The sequence below is a fragment of the Erythrobacter litoralis genome (assembly GCF_029760855.1).
GTDB lineage: Bacteria > Pseudomonadota > Alphaproteobacteria > Sphingomonadales > Sphingomonadaceae > Qipengyuania > Qipengyuania litoralis_A.
In genome coordinates this window covers 263,124-278,769 of sequence record NZ_SOSI01000005.1, presented here as the reverse complement: position 1 = coordinate 278,769, position 15,646 = coordinate 263,124, and the positions used below count along the sequence as shown (strand labels likewise).

The 15,646-nt window shown below is 62.5% G+C and carries 25 protein-coding genes; 17 read left to right on the top strand and 8 right to left on the bottom strand.

Annotation, left to right across the window (positions count from 1 at the left end):
* The first annotated feature begins 11 nt into the window (after positions 1–11).
* From E3U23_RS11480 to E3U23_RS11470, 3 genes are all read left to right on the top strand, one after another.
* Positions 12–281 (top strand): hypothetical protein, encoded by a 270-nt coding sequence (locus E3U23_RS11480; protein ID WP_279351403.1) that lies wholly within the window; start codon positions 12–14, stop codon positions 279–281.
* Between the two features lie 101 nt (positions 282–382).
* Complete coding sequence (gene secA, locus E3U23_RS11475; protein ID WP_279351402.1) at positions 383–3,139, top strand: preprotein translocase subunit SecA; 2,757 nt, start codon at positions 383–385, stop codon at positions 3,137–3,139.
* Between the two features lie 32 nt (positions 3,140–3,171).
* A complete protein-coding gene (locus tag E3U23_RS11470; protein ID WP_279351401.1) occupies positions 3,172–3,915 on the top strand; it encodes a sulfite exporter TauE/SafE family protein in 744 nt (247 codons plus the stop codon).
* 122 nt (positions 3,916–4,037) lie between these two features.
* On the opposite strand, the gene E3U23_RS11465 is transcribed toward E3U23_RS11470, so the two are convergent.
* The 8 genes from E3U23_RS11465 to E3U23_RS11430 all read right to left on the bottom strand — a co-directional run bounded on the left by E3U23_RS11465 (position 4,038) and on the right by E3U23_RS11430 (position 8,641).
* Positions 4,038–4,223, bottom strand: a complete 186-nt coding sequence (locus E3U23_RS11465; RefSeq protein WP_279351400.1) for a helix-turn-helix transcriptional regulator — start codon at positions 4,221–4,223, stop codon at positions 4,038–4,040.
* Positions 4,224–4,428: 205 nt separating this feature from the next.
* Positions 4,429–6,345 carry a ParB/RepB/Spo0J family partition protein gene (locus E3U23_RS11460; RefSeq protein WP_279351399.1) on the bottom strand — a complete coding sequence of 639 codons (1,917 nt, stop codon included), beginning with the start codon at positions 6,343–6,345 and terminating at the stop codon, positions 4,429–4,431.
* 166 nt (positions 6,346–6,511) lie between these two features.
* Positions 6,512–6,733 carry a helix-turn-helix domain-containing protein gene (locus E3U23_RS11455; protein WP_279351398.1) on the bottom strand — a complete coding sequence of 74 codons (222 nt, stop codon included), beginning with the start codon at positions 6,731–6,733 and terminating at the stop codon, positions 6,512–6,514.
* Positions 6,733–6,969 (bottom strand): DUF2312 domain-containing protein, encoded by a 237-nt coding sequence (locus tag E3U23_RS11450; protein ID WP_279351397.1) that lies wholly within the window; start codon positions 6,967–6,969, stop codon positions 6,733–6,735. The genes E3U23_RS11455 and E3U23_RS11450 overlap by 1 nt, the downstream gene beginning before the upstream one ends.
* Positions 6,962–7,303, bottom strand: a complete 342-nt coding sequence (locus E3U23_RS11445; protein WP_279351396.1) for a hypothetical protein — start codon at positions 7,301–7,303, stop codon at positions 6,962–6,964. The genes E3U23_RS11450 and E3U23_RS11445 overlap by 8 nt, the downstream gene beginning before the upstream one ends.
* Positions 7,303–7,494 carry a hypothetical protein gene (locus E3U23_RS11440; protein ID WP_279351394.1) on the bottom strand — a complete coding sequence of 64 codons (192 nt, stop codon included), beginning with the start codon at positions 7,492–7,494 and terminating at the stop codon, positions 7,303–7,305. Before E3U23_RS11440 ends, E3U23_RS11445 begins: the two co-directional genes overlap by 1 nt.
* A gap of 183 nt (positions 7,495–7,677) precedes the next feature.
* Complete coding sequence (locus E3U23_RS11435) at positions 7,678–8,163, bottom strand: hypothetical protein (protein ID WP_279351393.1); 486 nt, start codon at positions 8,161–8,163, stop codon at positions 7,678–7,680.
* Between the two features lie 181 nt (positions 8,164–8,344).
* The gene (locus E3U23_RS11430) at positions 8,345–8,641 is read right to left on the bottom strand and encodes a transcriptional regulator (RefSeq protein WP_279351428.1); all 297 of its coding nucleotides are present in this window, start codon (positions 8,639–8,641) and stop codon (positions 8,345–8,347) included.
* A gap of 88 nt (positions 8,642–8,729) precedes the next feature.
* Between E3U23_RS11430 and E3U23_RS11425 the strand changes: the two genes are divergently transcribed.
* The 14 genes from E3U23_RS11425 to E3U23_RS11360 all read left to right on the top strand — a co-directional run bounded on the left by E3U23_RS11425 (position 8,730) and on the right by E3U23_RS11360 (position 15,585).
* Positions 8,730–9,113 carry a helix-turn-helix domain-containing protein gene (locus E3U23_RS11425; RefSeq protein ID WP_279351392.1) on the top strand — a complete coding sequence of 128 codons (384 nt, stop codon included), beginning with the start codon at positions 8,730–8,732 and terminating at the stop codon, positions 9,111–9,113.
* Positions 9,114–9,134: 21 nt separating this feature from the next.
* A complete protein-coding gene (locus E3U23_RS11420) occupies positions 9,135–9,854 on the top strand; it encodes an Ltp family lipoprotein (protein WP_279351391.1) in 720 nt (239 codons plus the stop codon).
* A gap of 2 nt (positions 9,855–9,856) precedes the next feature.
* Positions 9,857–10,405 carry a hypothetical protein gene (locus E3U23_RS11415; RefSeq protein ID WP_279351390.1) on the top strand — a complete coding sequence of 183 codons (549 nt, stop codon included), beginning with the start codon at positions 9,857–9,859 and terminating at the stop codon, positions 10,403–10,405.
* Positions 10,406–10,579: 174 nt separating this feature from the next.
* Positions 10,580–11,521: a hypothetical protein gene (locus E3U23_RS11410; RefSeq protein ID WP_279351389.1), complete on the top strand. Its 942-nt coding sequence runs from the start codon at positions 10,580–10,582 to the stop codon at positions 11,519–11,521.
* Between the two features lie 43 nt (positions 11,522–11,564).
* Positions 11,565–11,771, top strand: coding sequence for a hypothetical protein (locus tag E3U23_RS11405; protein WP_279351388.1), 207 nt, complete (start codon positions 11,565–11,567; stop codon positions 11,769–11,771).
* Positions 11,768–12,265 (top strand): LexA family protein, encoded by a 498-nt coding sequence (locus tag E3U23_RS11400; protein ID WP_279351387.1) that lies wholly within the window; start codon positions 11,768–11,770, stop codon positions 12,263–12,265. The genes E3U23_RS11405 and E3U23_RS11400 overlap by 4 nt, the downstream gene beginning before the upstream one ends.
* Entirely contained in the window at positions 12,201–12,839 is a 639-nt protein-coding gene (locus E3U23_RS11395; RefSeq protein ID WP_279351386.1) for a hypothetical protein, read from the top strand. The genes E3U23_RS11400 and E3U23_RS11395 overlap by 65 nt, the downstream gene beginning before the upstream one ends.
* A 732-nt stretch (positions 12,840–13,571) precedes the next feature.
* Complete coding sequence (locus E3U23_RS11390; protein ID WP_279351385.1) at positions 13,572–13,760, top strand: hypothetical protein; 189 nt, start codon at positions 13,572–13,574, stop codon at positions 13,758–13,760.
* Positions 13,757–13,918 (top strand): hypothetical protein, encoded by a 162-nt coding sequence (locus tag E3U23_RS11385; RefSeq protein ID WP_279351384.1) that lies wholly within the window; start codon positions 13,757–13,759, stop codon positions 13,916–13,918. The genes E3U23_RS11390 and E3U23_RS11385 overlap by 4 nt, the downstream gene beginning before the upstream one ends.
* Positions 13,915–14,283: a hypothetical protein gene (locus E3U23_RS11380; RefSeq protein ID WP_279351383.1), complete on the top strand. Its 369-nt coding sequence runs from the start codon at positions 13,915–13,917 to the stop codon at positions 14,281–14,283. Before E3U23_RS11385 ends, E3U23_RS11380 begins: the two co-directional genes overlap by 4 nt.
* Position 14,284: 1 nt before the next feature.
* Entirely contained in the window at positions 14,285–14,461 is a 177-nt protein-coding gene (locus E3U23_RS11375; RefSeq protein ID WP_279351382.1) for a hypothetical protein, read from the top strand.
* On the top strand, positions 14,461–14,973 hold the full coding sequence (locus E3U23_RS11370; protein WP_279351381.1) for a host-nuclease inhibitor Gam family protein: 513 nt from the start codon (positions 14,461–14,463) through the stop codon (positions 14,971–14,973). Before E3U23_RS11375 ends, E3U23_RS11370 begins: the two co-directional genes overlap by 1 nt.
* Positions 14,970–15,263, top strand: a complete 294-nt coding sequence (locus tag E3U23_RS11365; protein WP_279351380.1) for a hypothetical protein — start codon at positions 14,970–14,972, stop codon at positions 15,261–15,263. The genes E3U23_RS11370 and E3U23_RS11365 overlap by 4 nt, the downstream gene beginning before the upstream one ends.
* A gap of 82 nt (positions 15,264–15,345) precedes the next feature.
* Positions 15,346–15,585 carry an HNH endonuclease signature motif containing protein gene (locus E3U23_RS11360; protein ID WP_279351379.1) on the top strand — a complete coding sequence of 80 codons (240 nt, stop codon included), beginning with the start codon at positions 15,346–15,348 and terminating at the stop codon, positions 15,583–15,585.
* Positions 15,586–15,646 lie beyond the last annotated feature (61 nt).

The following is a 15,646-nucleotide window of genomic DNA, read 5'->3' as shown; positions in this document are numbered from 1 at the left end:
TGAACGACCGAATGCTTCGCCAACTTCTCGCCTTTCTTGCTCTGATCACCGGTTTCGCCGCGTTGTATGCGCCGGCGCAGGCGGCAGTAGCGAGTTCGGCGAATGTCGAAGTGCAGCGGACCGCAGAAGCGGAGCCCGGCACGCAAACCGTCGATGCGGCATGCCTCCGGCGTCAGAAAGCGCAGCGTTTGCGGGGCGAGACGCCCTCGCCCTGCGCATCGAAGCCTGTCGTCGTCTATCTGCCGACCGTTCAGCTCGGTCCCGATCGCGCGCGCGAATAGCGCCTCGATCCCCATAGCTTCACCGCAAAGCTAACCCTTCGTATTTCCACATTTCGGGATAGACCGCATATTTGTGCGTCGTCCGGCAAGGTCAAACAATCATGTTCAATTCCGTAATGAAGGCCATGTTCGGCTCTTCGAACGATCGCTACGTCAAATCGCTGCACAAGATCGTCGATCAAATCAACGCGCTCGAGCCGCAGATGCAGGATCTGTCGGACGACGAACTGCGCGCACAGACGGACAAGTTTCGCCAGCAGCTCGACGAAGGCAAGACGCTCGACGATATCCTGCCCGAAGCATTCGCCACGGTGCGCGAGGCCTCGATCCGCGTGCTCGGCATGCGGCATTTCGACGTGCAGATGGTCGGCGGTATCGTGCTCCACCGCGGCGAGATCGCCGAAATGCGCACGGGCGAAGGCAAGACACTGGTGGCGACGCTCGCCACCTATCTGAACGCGATCGAAGGCAAGGGAGTCCACGTTGTCACGGTCAACGATTACCTCGCCAGCCGCGATGCCGAATGGATGGGCCGCCTGCACCAGTTCCTCGGCTTGACGATCGGCGTCATCGTCCCAAACCTCGACGAGTTCAGCCGCCGCGAAGCCTATGGCGCCGACATCACCTACGGCACGAACAACGAATTCGGCTTCGATTACCTGCGTGACAATATGAAGCACGAGCGCAGCCAGATGGTGCAGCGCCCCTTCAACTACGCGATCATTGACGAGGTAGACTCGATCCTCATCGACGAGGCGCGCACCCCGCTCATCATTTCCGGTCCGACTGAGGACAAGTCGGAGATGTACGTTTCTATCGACGCCATCGTGAAGACCATCGAGGAAGATTGGTACGAAGCAGACGAGAAGACCAAGCAGATCAACTGGACCGAGGACGGCACCGACGCGATTGAGAAGCGACTCGCCGAAGCCGGTTTGCTCGAAACCGAGAATCTCTACGACGTCGAGAACACGCAGATCGTCCATCATCTCGATCAGGCGTTGCGTGCGAACATCATGTTCAAGAAAGACACGGACTACATCGTCAAGGACGACAAGGTCGTGATCATCGACGAGTTCACCGGCCGAATGATGGACGGGCGCCGTTGGTCGAACGGCCTGCATCAGGCAGTGGAGGCCAAGGAAGGCGTCAAGATCGAGCCAGAGAACCAGACGCTCGCCTCGATCACTTTCCAGAACTATTTCCGCATGTATCCCAAGCTTTCCGGCATGACCGGTACCGCCGCCACCGAAGCGGCGGAATTCTGGGACATCTATAAGATGAACGTGGTCGAGATTCCGACCAATGTGCCGGTCCAGCGGATCGACGAGGAAGACGAGTTCTACAAGAACACCGCCGACAAGTTCCAGGCGATCGCGAAGGCGATCCGTGAAAAGAACGAGAAGGGCCAGCCGGTCCTCGTCGGCACCGTGTCGATCGAGAAAAGCGAACTCCTCAGCACGTTCCTCGACAAGGAAGGCGTGAAGCACGAAGTTCTCAACGCGCGCCAGCACGAGCGTGAGGCGCATATCGTGGCGCAGGCAGGCCGGATCGGTGCCGTGACGATCGCCACCAATATGGCCGGCCGCGGCACCGACATCCAGCTCGGCGGCAATCTCGAATTCCGCATCGGCGACGAACTTGCCGACATGCCCGAAGGGGAAGAGCGCGACGCCGCGATCGAACGCTTGAAGCAGGAAATCAAGGACGAGAAACAGCGCGTGCTCGATGCAGGCGGATTGTTCGTTCTCGGTACGGAGCGGCATGAAAGCCGCCGGATCGACAACCAGCTGCGCGGCCGTTCGGGGCGCCAGGGCGACCCCGGCCTCAGCCGCTTCTATCTGTGCCTCGAGGACGATCTTCTACGCATCTTCGGGCCAGACACGTTGTTCTCGCGCATGATGAACTCGAACCTCGAAGATGGCGAGGCGATCGGCTCCAAGTGGCTCTCGAAAGCCATTGAGACGGCGCAGAAGAAGGTCGAGGCGCGCAACTACGAAATGCGCAAGCAGGTCGTCGAATACGACGATGTTATGAACGACCAGCGCAAGGTCATCTACGACCAACGTGCCGAGATCATGGACAGCGAGACGGTCGACGAAGTGGTCGTCGACATGCGTTACGATGCGATCAATGCTATGGTCGCCGAAGCCTGCCCGCCAGGCTCGTATCCTGAACAGTGGAACATCGCCGGCCTGAAGGAGCGTGTCGAAGAGACCTTCGGCATGAGCTTCCCGATGGAGGAGTGGCTCGAGGAAGATCACGTCGAGCCCGAACTCATCGAGGAACGCATTCGTGCCGAAGCCGACCGGCGCATGGACGAGAAGATCGAGAAGGCGGACCCCAAGATGTGGCGTCGGATCGAGAAGAGCCTGCTTCTGCAGGAGCTGGACGGCCAGTGGAAGGACCACCTAGCCACGCTCGACGCGCTGCGACAGGTCGTGTGGCTACGCGCTCATGCGCAGAAAACGCCTATCAACGAATACAAACAGGAAGCTTTCAGCCTGTTCGAGCGTATGATCGAAAATCTTCGCGAGACGGTGACGGCCAACCTCCTGAACCTTCAGATCAACCAGCCGCCGCCGGTCCAGCGCAGCGCGTTGCCCGATCTCCCGGATTTCCTGACGGGGCATATCGATCCGCTCACCGGCTTCGACGATTCGAACGATGGCGACGGTTCGGAACGCCGTGCCGATCTGTTCGGGTCGCTGGCGGGCAGTCCGATGGCGGCCGCAAGCCCCGGCGGCGTGTCCGACAATCCGTTCGCCGGAAAGGAAATCAGTCGCAACGCCCCGTGTCCATGCGGTTCGGGCAACAAGTACAAGCATTGCCACGGATCGATCGGCGCGTCGGCCTGAAGGGCGGGCGCGCTCCGTTCGGGGCCGGCTGAATGATCTGGCTGATCGGCGGCTTCCTCGTAACTGCGCTGCTTTATGCCAGCGTCGGTTTCGGAGGCGGCTCGACCTACAATGCGCTGCTGGCGCTGGCACGGGTAGATTATCGTATCCTTCCTCTGATCGCGCTCGCCTGCAATATCGTCGTCGTCGGAGGCAGCACGGTGCGCTTCGGGCGGGCGGGCGTGACGCCGTGGCGCGGTGCGCTGCTCCTCACTGGGATTGCGGCGCCCGCAGCCTTTCTGGGGGGGCTGACGCCTATCGGTGAGGGCACATTCCTGACCATCCTCGGCGCCAGCCTCGTTCTGACCGGCATCATGATGCTGCTTCCGCTCAGGGGGCAGGCCGATCCCGACGGTCCGACTTTTCTCGCCCGCTTCGCGCCGCTTATCGCCGCACCGCTTGGCTATCTTGCAGGACTGGTCGGTATCGGCGGGGGCATCTTCTTAGCCCCCTTATTGCATTTGACCCGTTGGAACTCCGCCCGCGCGGTGGCGGCCACGGCGGCTTTGTTCATTCTTGTCAACTCGCTGTTCGGATTGGCCGGGCAAATTTTGAAGGGCGGGGCGGGCCGTTTCGCGGCCGCCGTCGATCTCGGATTGCCGCTGATCGTCGCGGTCGCGATTGGCGGGCAGATCGGCAGCTGGCTAGCCCTGCGATATCTGCCCGCGGCGTGGATACGCTGGGGCACGGCCGCGCTGACCTTATGGGTCGGCGGGCGTCTGCTGCTGGGTTTGTGAAGAATGGCTCCCCGAGTTGAACGCTCGTTCCATCGGTAAACTCCCTGTTTTCTTGTCTTTTCGGTAGGTTGGGGCAAAGAGAAGGCCCCCGCAGCGGTCAGCGCGGGGGCCCCGTTTCACGGTTAATCGCCGGCCACTGGCCGGGAAGATTTCCACTGTTCGATCGCCGACTGGCGCCAGGCGACGGCCTGTTTCCCGATCCGAATCGGACGCGGAAATTCGCCCTCGAGCATCATTCGATAGATGGCCGATCGGCTGAGGCCGGTTTCCTCCTCGACTGCCGGGCGGCGCAGAAAGCGGTCGCTCATGCTTCCACCTTCCTTCTTCCGCGATAGCGTCCACCGCCGCTGACGTAGGTCCGCGACTTCATGTTCGCGCCGTTGTCTCTGCGACCATCGCAGGCTCGCCGATCAGAGCGAGCTGACGGCGGTGTCCAATCCGGGTCGGCCGCTCGGTGCTGGCACGCTACGTCGGGGCGAACGCCACAGCGGGAGCAGGGGGTACCGGGTTCGCTCATTCCGCCGCCTCCGTTGCAGGGATCGATTGCTCGATCGGCGTGGCCGGGGAGGACGGGCGCGCGAAACTGAGGAGGGGATGCAGCCACTCATCCTGGCGATCGAGGGCGGCGGCCGCTGCGGCGGAGAGCGGCTTGTCCTTCAGCTTCGCCCAGTCGCGGACGGTCCGGGGTGCATAGGGCTTGGCAAGCTCCATGCGTTTCATCTTCGGAAGCAGACCGAGGAATGCCGGGGTCGGTTTCCAGAAGCGGCGCAGCTGCTCATCAGTAGCGTCGCCCAGTTCGGCAATGCGATCATGCACCGCGACGTCGAGCCCTTCGGTCGCAGCCGAACGCAGGAGGGCGAGACCGGCCGCGATCGCGGCGCAGCGGTTCTTTTCTTCCTCGGGCAGTTCGAGATGATAGGCGGCGAAGGCCTCTTCCGGCTCGGCGATCTTGAATGCGGGCAACTGCGCGCAGCGGGCAAGGTCCGCTTCCCATTTCAGCGTGCCAGCCTGCTCGTCGAGCCAAGGGCGCACCGTTTCGGTCGGCTCCTCTTCATGGATCGACCATTCGCTGGCAATGAAGCGCATGCCGATCCGCCCTTCGCGATCGGCGGTGAACTCACGGCGGAGCTGAGCCCAGACGAGATAGTCGCGGCCGAGCGTGCCGCCGCCATCGGCGTTGGCAAGCAGGACGGAGCGTAGCAGCATGCGCCGCGTCGAACGGACGACCTGCAGACCGTCCTTCGTGAAACCATGCCGATCGCGCACGATCGCCTGTGCACCGCGGCGTGCACCGGGTTCTCCGGTATCGAACGCTTCGCCTGCCAGCGGAGTGTCCGGAGCGGCCGGCATGGGCTTGCCTTTTTCGGCTGCGCCTTTCGCCGCGCGGCTCGCCCACCAGAAGCGCACGTCCCAATCCCCATCGTCTTCGATCTTCAAGACCGCGACGATGGCTTCGATCGGGGCGCCGCGCGGGATCCGGAAAGCCGTCCAGTCTCCGCCGGCAGGGACGATCTCGAGGCCGTAATCAGTGTGGCCTGCATATTGCGGCGGCGCCGGCTGGAACTGAAGATCGCACTCACCGACTTCGGCGCGGATGCGGTTCGTGACCTCGGCACGCTTCTCGGCGACGAGTCTGCGTAGCAGCTCCTCGTCGACGACACGGCCGCGATCGCGCGCGCCGGCAGCGAAAAGGTCCAGTTCGAACCGACCGCCCCGGCCGCGGTAGACGACGTCGCCGACGAACTGGAGCTGCTTCTCAAGCTCGCGATCGCCAACCTTGTAGAATACGCGGATCGCGGCGGGCGTATGCTGGTAGTCCGGAAGCGGCTTGAAATACGCCCAGGCTTCGCGCTGCAAGGCCTGATCCTCGGTCGCCGCGTAGGCACGGGCGGTCTCGTCGGAGATCCTGCCGGTCGCCAGCGCATCGAAGATCTCCGGGACGAGGCTGCCGAGGCGTAGCTGCTTGCGCACCCAGGAGACGTTCTGGCCGCAATCGGAGGCAAAGCTCTCGACAGTGGCACCCTGCTTCATCGCACGCGCGACCGCTGCGTGGATCTCGTATGGCCGCAATTCGCGGCGAAGGAGGTTTTCCGACAGCGAGAGTTCGGTGATGCGTTCGAGCGGCACGTCGCGCACGACGCATTCGATCGACTCGGTCGGATCGATGCGGCTGTCGGCGGCCAGTTGGCGCAGGGCAAGCAGGCGACGGCCGCCGGCAAGCACGCCGTGGGTAGCATCCTGCCGGTCGGCGAACTCTTCGAACTCCGAACCGATCAGTAGATCGAGATCATGGACGACCAGCGGGAACAAGAGGCCGTGCGCCGAGATCGAGGCGGCCAGCGCGTCGACGCTGGTCGCATCCTCCTCGTTGGTGCGGACGTTGAGCGGAGAGACGACCAGCTGGTCGAGCGGCAGGGCGAGCAGGGTCATCGATCGGCCTTTCGGGCGGAGGGGGGCGGAGCGGGGCGGAGGTCGGCGACGCGATCCGCGCGCTTGCGACGGAGACGATCGGCGATCTCCTCCTCGGTGCGGTCCATTGGCAGGATTGTCCTGTCGTGGCGGGGACGGAAGAAGGGCAGAAAGCGGAGCCAGCGCATCAGTGATGCCCGCCGGCTGCTATGACGGCCTTACGCAATTGCATCGATCCCGAGATCAAACCTGCTTCGATGCGACGATCTTCGGCGAAGCTGAAACGATACATCTGCAGGATGCGTCTGACCGAGGCGGCCTTGATACCCATTCTGGCGGCGATCTCGTCGGGTGACAGTCCCTCTTCTTCGAGATCGAGCATCTGCTGTTCGCGCGCGGTGATAGCCATCAGCCCATCCCCAGCGCGGCTTTGTAGGTTTCGAGGATGGTGTCCTGTTCGCTGCGATCGTCGGGCTTCATCTTCCGCAGGCGGATGATCTGGCGCATGATATTCGCGTCGTACCCGGTCGCCTTCGCTTCCGCGTAGACGTCGCGGATATCGTCGGCGATGCCCTTCTTCTCTTCCTCGAGCCGCTCGATGCGCTCGATCAGCAAGCGCAGCCGGTCGCCGGTTGCTTCAGCCATTGGCCTGCCCTCCGACCTTGAGCGTCATGTTAGTGAACTTCTTGCCTGTAGCGGACGCTGCGAACTCGAGAGCCGAGCGCATCGCCTCGCAATCATGCGCGATCAGCGAAAACGCTATGCCGACCGCGGTGGTGGAGATGCGGGGGTCGCTCGCGCGATCGAGAACCGCGAATGCGGCTTTCCGGCTGCTCTCGGCCGCATGACATGCGAGGTCGACGACCTCGTCGATCGCCGCCGGCGTAATTCCGGAGCCGTTTTGAGCGGCAGTCTTTCTGATCTGCTCGCGGAGCTCACGGCGCGGATAGTCCGGCAATTCCAAGTGTTCGAAGGACATCAGCTCGCTCCTGCCTGTAGTGTCGAGGTGGCGCGCGCCTGTGTCTGAACCGGCAAGGCACGGATCCTTTCGGCGAGATCGAACAGCCGCTGGGCTTCCTCGCCGCCTTCGTCGCGATCGACGCGGATGGCGGCTTCCTCGACAAGCTGCGCGGCGTTGGCGCGCATTTCGGTGGCGGACAAGAAGGGCATGAAGGGCGCTCCGATCGCAGACAAAAGGAGAGCGCTCCGGGAAGCGGGGGTTCGCTTCATCGGTGTAGGGTGGCGCGCTCTCAGTGGGACGGGTGGGGCGGCGGAAAGACTGCTACTGGAAACCGCCGCCCCTGGACGACGCCGGCCGGTGGTTTAGGAAACCGGCCGACGAACCTTGTGCTATCAGGGCGACTGGCCCGACTGTTCGGCCGAGCGGGCGCCATCGCAGTTCAGCGCGGCGATAATCGGGCGCAGCTGCTCGGCCACGTCGACGACTTCCTTCAGCGCGAGCCTGCGTTCGTGCAGGCCGGCATCCGGCTGGCAAGCGCGCAGCAGCGCGTGCAGCGCTTCGCCGGCTTCCTTGCTCAGACCTTCGGCGTGGGTGAGCAGAGTGAACTGCTCGGCAAACTTGGCTGCGGCCGCGACTTCGAGCCGTGCGGTGTAGGAATCGTGCAGCGGACAGCCGTTGCCGCCGGCTTCCTGAAATGCGAGATCGAGCGTGATCGCGTGATCGAGCGGAATCATCTCTCGGCAATCCGGATCGCCCCACTTGCGCACATGGCTTTCGCTGCGGCCGGTACGCTCCGCCATTTCGGCATAGCTGCCGGGCAACTGGCCGGCGATGCGGGCGAGGGCCTGATCGGTCGAGAGAGGCGCACGGGGTTTCATGTGCGGGCACCGGCGGGCTGCACCTTGCAGCCTTCGGCCTGCGCGCGCGGCCACGCGTCGGCAGGACCGGGCCGGCCGGCACGGCCGCTGTGGCGGTCAAGGAGCGCTGCAAACGCGCCCGTCGTCTCCAGCATACAATTGCCGGAGCGCTCGGCATGATCGGCAGCGATGACAGGGCCAATCATCTCTGCACGCCTTCGAGCGAGGAAGGGGAGCCGCCGGCCTTCTCGGGAGGGCATATGGCCGACGGCTGCGCGGGCGTATCCTCGCGCGGGTAAAGGTCAGGACGAAGCTCGTGACGGGAAATGCCTGTTGCAGCTTCGACCTTCAGGACATGCTCGGCGGGAAGCGGTTTGCTGAGCCGGACCCAAAGCGAAACCGCCGGTTGAGTAACTTCGCAGATCTTCGCGAGTGCGCGCTGCGAACCCAATCGACTGATCGCTTGGGAGAGCGGATTGGAGATGGCTGAAGCGGTCATCACGAACCAAGATAATAAGCGCACTTATTGCAGAGTCAATAAGTCAACTTGTCTGGCGCGCGATAGGCCCACTTATACCATCTGGCCCATGACCTTGGGTGCGCGGATTCAGGATCGGTTGAAGAGTGAGGGGCTTTCCCAAGCCGAACTCGCGCGCCGAGTTGGGATCTCGCAGCCGGCAATTTATCAGCTGATCAATTCGAACAAGAGCGGATCGCGACACATCCATCGCATCGCTCGTGAGCTTCATACGACACCGGCATATCTCGAAGGCGAAACCGATAATCCGGAGAGCGACCTCCCAGAAAATGTGCTGAGTTTCGCGGAGCGGGAGTGGCTCGATCTCATGCGTCAACTTGGAGAGAAGGATCGGGATGCAGTGATGCACCTGACCCGCTCTCTTGCTGCCGCAGGCTCGCACACACCGACAATTCATTCGCCGCGATCAACATACCGAGCACAGGACGACTGACTTTACTGGGGGGTACACATTATGGCTTTGATTACATGTGAGGATTGCGGGCGCGAGGTTTCGGATCGGGCGGCCGCCTGTCCGCATTGTGGCGGCCCGATCGATGGGGCTACAGCCGAGCACGGCGTCGAAACCGAAGAAACCGAGAGGGCACAGATCGAAACGGACATCGATCCTGACGCCGTCGATACAGTCGAGCCTAAGAAAAAGAGCAATCCAGTCGTTGCAGGATGCCTCGGCGTTGTCGGATTTTTCGTGATCCTTTCAGCTATCGGCTCTGTCATCGGCGGGGACGAGAGCGAGGCGGAGCGCATGAGCGATGCCGGAATAAACATGGCCGCCGATGCCGGCATGGAAGCTGCCGCCACCGAAGTGGGCGCTGCGGCCATCGCCGCGGGTGCCGAGCAAGAAACAGACTTTTCCTCGCTGCTGTCGGGATCCCAGTACAACGCGGTTCGCAATGCGCGCGAGTATCTTGCGATGAGCGGTTTCTCCCGCAACGGACTGATCGAGCAGCTCTCCTCCGAGTATGGTTCCGGCTATGCCCGCAGCGATGCCGAGGCGGCGGTCGACAGCCTGGACGTCGACTGGAAGGAGCAGGCGGCGCGATCGGCACAGGAATATGTGAATATGACCGGCTTTTCCTGCGACGGCCTGATCGATCAGCTCTCTTCGGAGTACGGCTCAGGCTACACTCGCGAGGAAGCTGCGTATGGGGCGGCGAGCGTAGGGGCGTGTTGAGGATGCGCCAAAGCGCCTTTGTGGTAGCGTTCGCGATCTTGGGGCTTGGAGGATGTGATACCTCGGAGCCGGCTTCGCTGTCGGATCTCGAGGTAACCTGGGACGAGCTTTCCGACGGAAGCATGTTCCTCTCGAAGAAGCAGGATTTCACCAAACACATGGCCGAGCGGTGCTGGCCCAGCGACGATGATGCATGGTCCTGCGTGCATCTCTACGAGGACTCGGAGACCGGCATCCTCTTCGCGCAGCGTGTCGAACGAGACACGCTTCCCGATACAATGATGATGTCGATGGCTTTCGATGACGGTTATCAATGCTCGCATTACAGCAGCGTGAGAGAGACCATCGAGAAGGGCGCGGATACGGTTGCCAGCAACTCGCTGGGATACGGGGCACCAGCCTGGACAGAAGACTACGTCGTGCAGTTTTTAAAGGACAACCAGATTACGGGCTCGGGTCACTTCGATTGCGCAGCAGTAATGAGGGCCGTTCTGGGTTCCAGCCCGGCAGCGCTGGGGACGACGAATGTGTCGTCGGACGTGGTGCTGTGATGACACCGGACCTAGGTAACCTTCGGATCAAAGCCGATGGGGCAATCATCGACGCCGACGGCGTGCATCCGCAAATGGACTGGAGTGTCGAGCTGGGCTGGACGCTCCGGAAAATCGTTGAACGCGCTTGAGCCGAGGTCCCACCTATTTCTTGTCGAAGTGGGGAGATGCTGAGTGTCCCTAAATGACCTTCTTTTGCCTTCAGGAAGGCCTGAACCCGATCTCGTCCTCGAGTTTGAGATCGATACCGAGCGCAACCCGGATATCGAGAATGTTGCGCGCGCGCTTCTTGGTTGGAGTGAGGCAGTCAAAACGGCAGTGGCGACCATCTCGCCTCATGCTTCGGTCACTCTCGAACTGGTCGCCGTCGAGGACGGCAGTCAAAGATTCAAACAAGCTCTTCGCATCGTTGAAGACACGCTCGCCGCGATCGAAGAGGGTGGACAGGAATACCCGCTGTTGTGGGGCCATGCGAAGACGCTGCTCGCCTGCATTGCCGGGGCGATCGTGGTCAACCAAGTCACACCTGATGCGCGCATTCCTGACGATCAAATGCGCGTGTTCGAGGAGATGCGAGATGCGCTGGAAGGTGACCCACGTATGGAAGGTCCGAGGAGGGACTTTTTCGAGCCTCTTCAGGAGGAACCGGCGATAACCTACGTAGAAGTGTTTAGGGGTAATGAGGCCGTACCGATCTATTCAATTCCGCGATCAGATTTCGCCTACAAAGCGGGCTTTTTCCAAATTAACGAGGACCTCGCTCCTGAGCAGGAGGATGAGCGTCATTACACTTGGGATGTCGTACTGATCCGACCGGTACTCGTGGGTAAGGAGCGGCGCTGGACCTTCTCTCGCGAAGGCCTCGAATTCAGTGCCCTCATGACAGATCCAGCGGTCTTAGAAGCCATTCGCAGCAAGACGCTAAGAATTCCCTTCGCGGAAGGTGTGATGATGAAAGTCGAACTGACGGTCAAAGAGCGGTTCGACGGGACGAAGTGGGTTCCTATCGGTCAGACACGCAAAGTCGTAAGGGTCCTATCGCCTCGTGTCGTCCTTCCGCCGCCGGGCTCGCTGTTTGCGAAACCCGACGGACCAGAGAAACCCAATCAGACCTAGAAGAACGACAGACGAAACGATCAGCGTCCATTTCAAGGACGCGTTGGCAAAGCCGATGAATGCCACGATAGTAGCCATGACAACGATCAAGCCACCAAGCCAGTCGCGCGTCGCCGCATCGGATTTCCGCTTTTTCGCCATCGCATTTTCCACGCTTAATGGAATCGCACGCCGCTTTCCCGAAAGCAAGCACGCCATTAGTGCGCAAGCCCTTTCCTACAGCCGGCTTTCTCCTTACGTTCCCACTTGAGGGTCTTGGAAACGGGTTTGGCGCAGTCCGCCGATACGCATACGACATCACCGGCGCGGCTGACGGCCGAGATGGCGAGTTTCCGCCTGCTCGTGCTTGCCTTCGTGCGCGACTACCTCGCCGAGATGGGCGAAAGCCCGAGCTATGGCGAGATCGCCGCGGGGCTGGACAGTAACCGCACACGCGTGCGCAAGGCGGTGAAGAGCCTTGCGGCCGATGGACTGCTGCTGCGCAGGGCGGGGAAGAGCCGCGGTCTCTCGCTCCCCTCGATCCGGCAGGAAGCGATCCGCCAGCTGCGCGAGCTAGGCTGGACGGTCGACGAGGACAATCTAAGCGCGGCCGAGCCCGTCACAAAACCTCCCCTGCTACCCCCGCCGGCGCTCGACTATGTCCCGCCCGGGCTCCCGTTGTCGCAGGACGGAGACCGGAATGACGAGACGAGCCACCGCGCTGGAAAAGGATCGCGCCGAGCGCCATGCGAAGATCGCAGGTGACTACCGTGCGCGGCACCCTGAGCGTGCAAAACAGGAACGCGAGTTCCGCAAGGAGCAAGCGGAGCGCGGCAAGGCCCATGCGAAGCGCGACCGGCTGATCGATGGCGGCACGCCGGAAACGAAGGCAAAGGCCGCCCAAGTCAAGCAGGGCAGCCTCGCGCGGCTTTACGAGGCCGGACACATCACGATCGAGCAGCTGGTGGCGAGCCAGGAGATCCGCACGGTGGTCGAGCAGATCGGCGCCGACGTCGCGATCGGGACGGTCAGCTTCGAAACCCGGGTGGACGACAGCCGACGTGGGCAGGGCACGTTCTTTGAACGGCTTGGCGCGGTGCGGGCCGAGGTCGCCTACGGTCGCTGGCGCGCGGCGCAGGGCACGGCGGCCGCGCCGGTGCTGGCGATGATCGCGCTGGACCAGAGCGTTACGGCGGTGGCGAAGGCTCATGGCATGCGCAAGGAAACGGTGCGCGGGTTGCTATCCAAGGCGCTCGATGCCTGGAGCGAATTCGTGGGGCAGGCGTGCCGCGAGATCGACGAGGCTGACGTGCTAGCGGCGCATGCGGGCCTCATTTAATTGTCCGAAAGATCAGGCGGCCCTGAACAAGGCCACGACCGCCTGATTTATCACTAAGCGAGCTTCAATTTAAGCCAGTCATGAATGATCTTTGGCCCGAAACCTATGTACGGGTTCTTCAAAGATATGACGAACAACTCGTCGTTCTCATCCAGTAGCGATCCCAAAGTATCGTAGACCTCTTTCGCCGAGGCTGCTTCAATCGCGTACGACGATTCTGAAAGCTTTGCGAAATTCCATGTGTCTCGGATGAGCTGGGTTATCGGCGGCCGAGCGGTTTCGCGGTTCAAATCATATGTAGCTAGAAACACTGCCATGGTATTAACCCTTGTTCCAAGGTCGGAGGGTTGACCATGCACTCCTTTAAATGCATTCAGGGGTCGAGATCAGGACCACCCTCCAACGGTGGTTGATGATAGACCCGGCTCGGCGCCGCCAGCGCCTTGCTGGGTCGACCCCTACATAGGCACAATCCAAGAACATTGGCCAAGCTTGCCGGTGGTTTTATCCCCATGTCGGCTTCCAGCCTCGTTCCAATAGCTCCTTAAATAGAGTCAGATTATTCGACGGCGTCACAAAATGGACCCTGCCGTTCGGTGACCGAATCGGGCTAATCCGACCCCGCGACAACTGCGTCCTTCCCGGACGCGCCCCCTTGAAGAGCCCGCCGCCTCACACGAGGCCGGCGGGCTTTTTCGTATTCCTTCGGGAGATCCACCATGCGAACGGTTCATGCCGCATAGGCAGCCGCCACGTCCCAGCGTCGAGACGCTGGTGGACACGCAGGTGGAAGCGCTGGATGGCCTCATGGCCGAGTTGCGCCTCGGTATCCGCGACCAGCGCCATTTCGATCGTCTCGAGGAGCGCGGCGCCGCGATTGCCGCCGGCATCCGCGCCGCCTTTCGCGAGGGTACGCAATGATCGACATTGCCGCGCTCGAGCGTGAGACGAAGCTGCCGGGCGAAAGCGCGGTGGTGACGCGTCGCTGGCTCGATCAGGTGTTGACCGAAATCCGCGAAGGGCGCGCGGCCAAGGAGCAGCTCGGCCGGACTTTCGGGCTGGAGGGCAAGGGTCTGTGAGCGCTGTGCTCGAGCTGCTCGGCGCGCATGCCTGCGAAGCGACGAAGCAGAGCTTCGGCACGGCCGCCAAATTGCGCGAGCAGCTGTTGGCGCTCGCAGACGATCGCGGCGTTGTGCTGGCGCATTCCGAGCGCAGCTGGCGATCCGCCACCTATGCCGGCACGCGGCACATCGTCTCGATCGAGTTCGCCGGCCACAGCAGTATGATCGCCGGCGAAGCGATGCTGGCGGCGCTGCCCTCCCATGAATTCATCCTGCCTGGCGAACTGGTTTGCGAGGCGACGATCAAGTCGGCCGAACGCAAGGCGGCACCGGTAAGCCGGCTCACCGCCATCGTCGAACTGCTTCTACTCGAGAAGGGCTGACATGATACACTGGCATTACCTCGTCGGCGTCCTCGCCTTCGTTCTCTTCGCGCTCGGTGCGCTCTGTCACTTTGCCGTCGGCATGGCGAGCAGTGGCACGCATCCGGATGAAACCCGGATGGGCAATCGCTTCCTGATAGCCGCCCTCGGTTTCTATCTGTTGATCCTGCTCACCTGATGGGCGGGATCCGGACACCGCGCTCGGTGAAGGGCGCGCAGCCGCTCTGCGAACGGTATGCCGAGATCGAGGACGCGATCGCGCGCATCGAGAACGACCGCAACGCCGCCATCGCCAAGGTCGACATCGATGCGGACGGCAAGCTCGAACCGCTCCTCGCCGAGAAGGTGCAACTGCGCGACAAGCTGGAGCCGTGGTGGCGCGCCGATGGTGCTGCGCTTACGGAAGGCAAGCGCAAGTCGATCGAGCTGGGCGGGTGTATGATCGGCACGCGTTCGGGCAAGGAGTCGCTCGGCTTGCCGAAGGACGAGAACGCGGCGAAGAGCGGGCTGGGCAAGGCGCGCTGGGGCAAGGCCCTGCTTAAGACCACTGTCTCATTCGACAAGCGGGCGATCGCCAAGGCGCTTGCCGGCCGCAATGCTGCTGCGCTCAAGGATATGGGCTTCTCGCTTGTCCCCGGCGCAGAGGACTTCGTGCTCGAGCGCGTAACGCAGGAAGGAACGCGGACGTGAGGCTGGTCGACCTCGTTACGGTCAACGACCTGGTCATGCGCCGCGGGCAGCTGCTGGTCTCGATCGATGGCGTGAAGCGCGGGCAGCTCACCATCACCGTCGGTGGCAGCGCCATGGCGTCCGAGCATGTCGGAGAGCACCGCGCGGCGGTCGCACTCCAGCTCGAGGACGAGCTTACACGGAACCGCCGTCAGCTGATCGAGCTGGGCGTGGAGTTTGACGATGCCGAAGCGAGCGCCTGTGTTCCGACCGTCCGGGTGGCGCCCTCGCACCCCTTGGCAGCGTCCTGATAACTGGAAGGATCCGCGCACCCGCGGCCGTGCAGGGCAGCGGGACCGGGCGCAGGTGCTGCTCGAGGAACCGTATTGCCGCATGTGCCTCGCCGAAGGGCGGAGACGGCAGGCGACGGTGGTCGATCATGTGGTACCGCTCGAATGGTCGCAGTGCGACGAGCGGTGGAACAAGCAGGGCGCGTGCGACCCCTGTCATGACGGGAAGTCGAAACGGGAGCGGGCCGAGGGACGGCCGTGCGATGCGACGATCGACCGGCAGCTCGCCGAGGTGAAGCGCGCCTTCGAGGCGGCGGCCCAGGGGGGGAGGGTCGATCTCTGAGAACCTCTCTCGCGGACACCGACGCCCTAGCCAAATTCTTACGCGGGCAAAATCAAAGGGT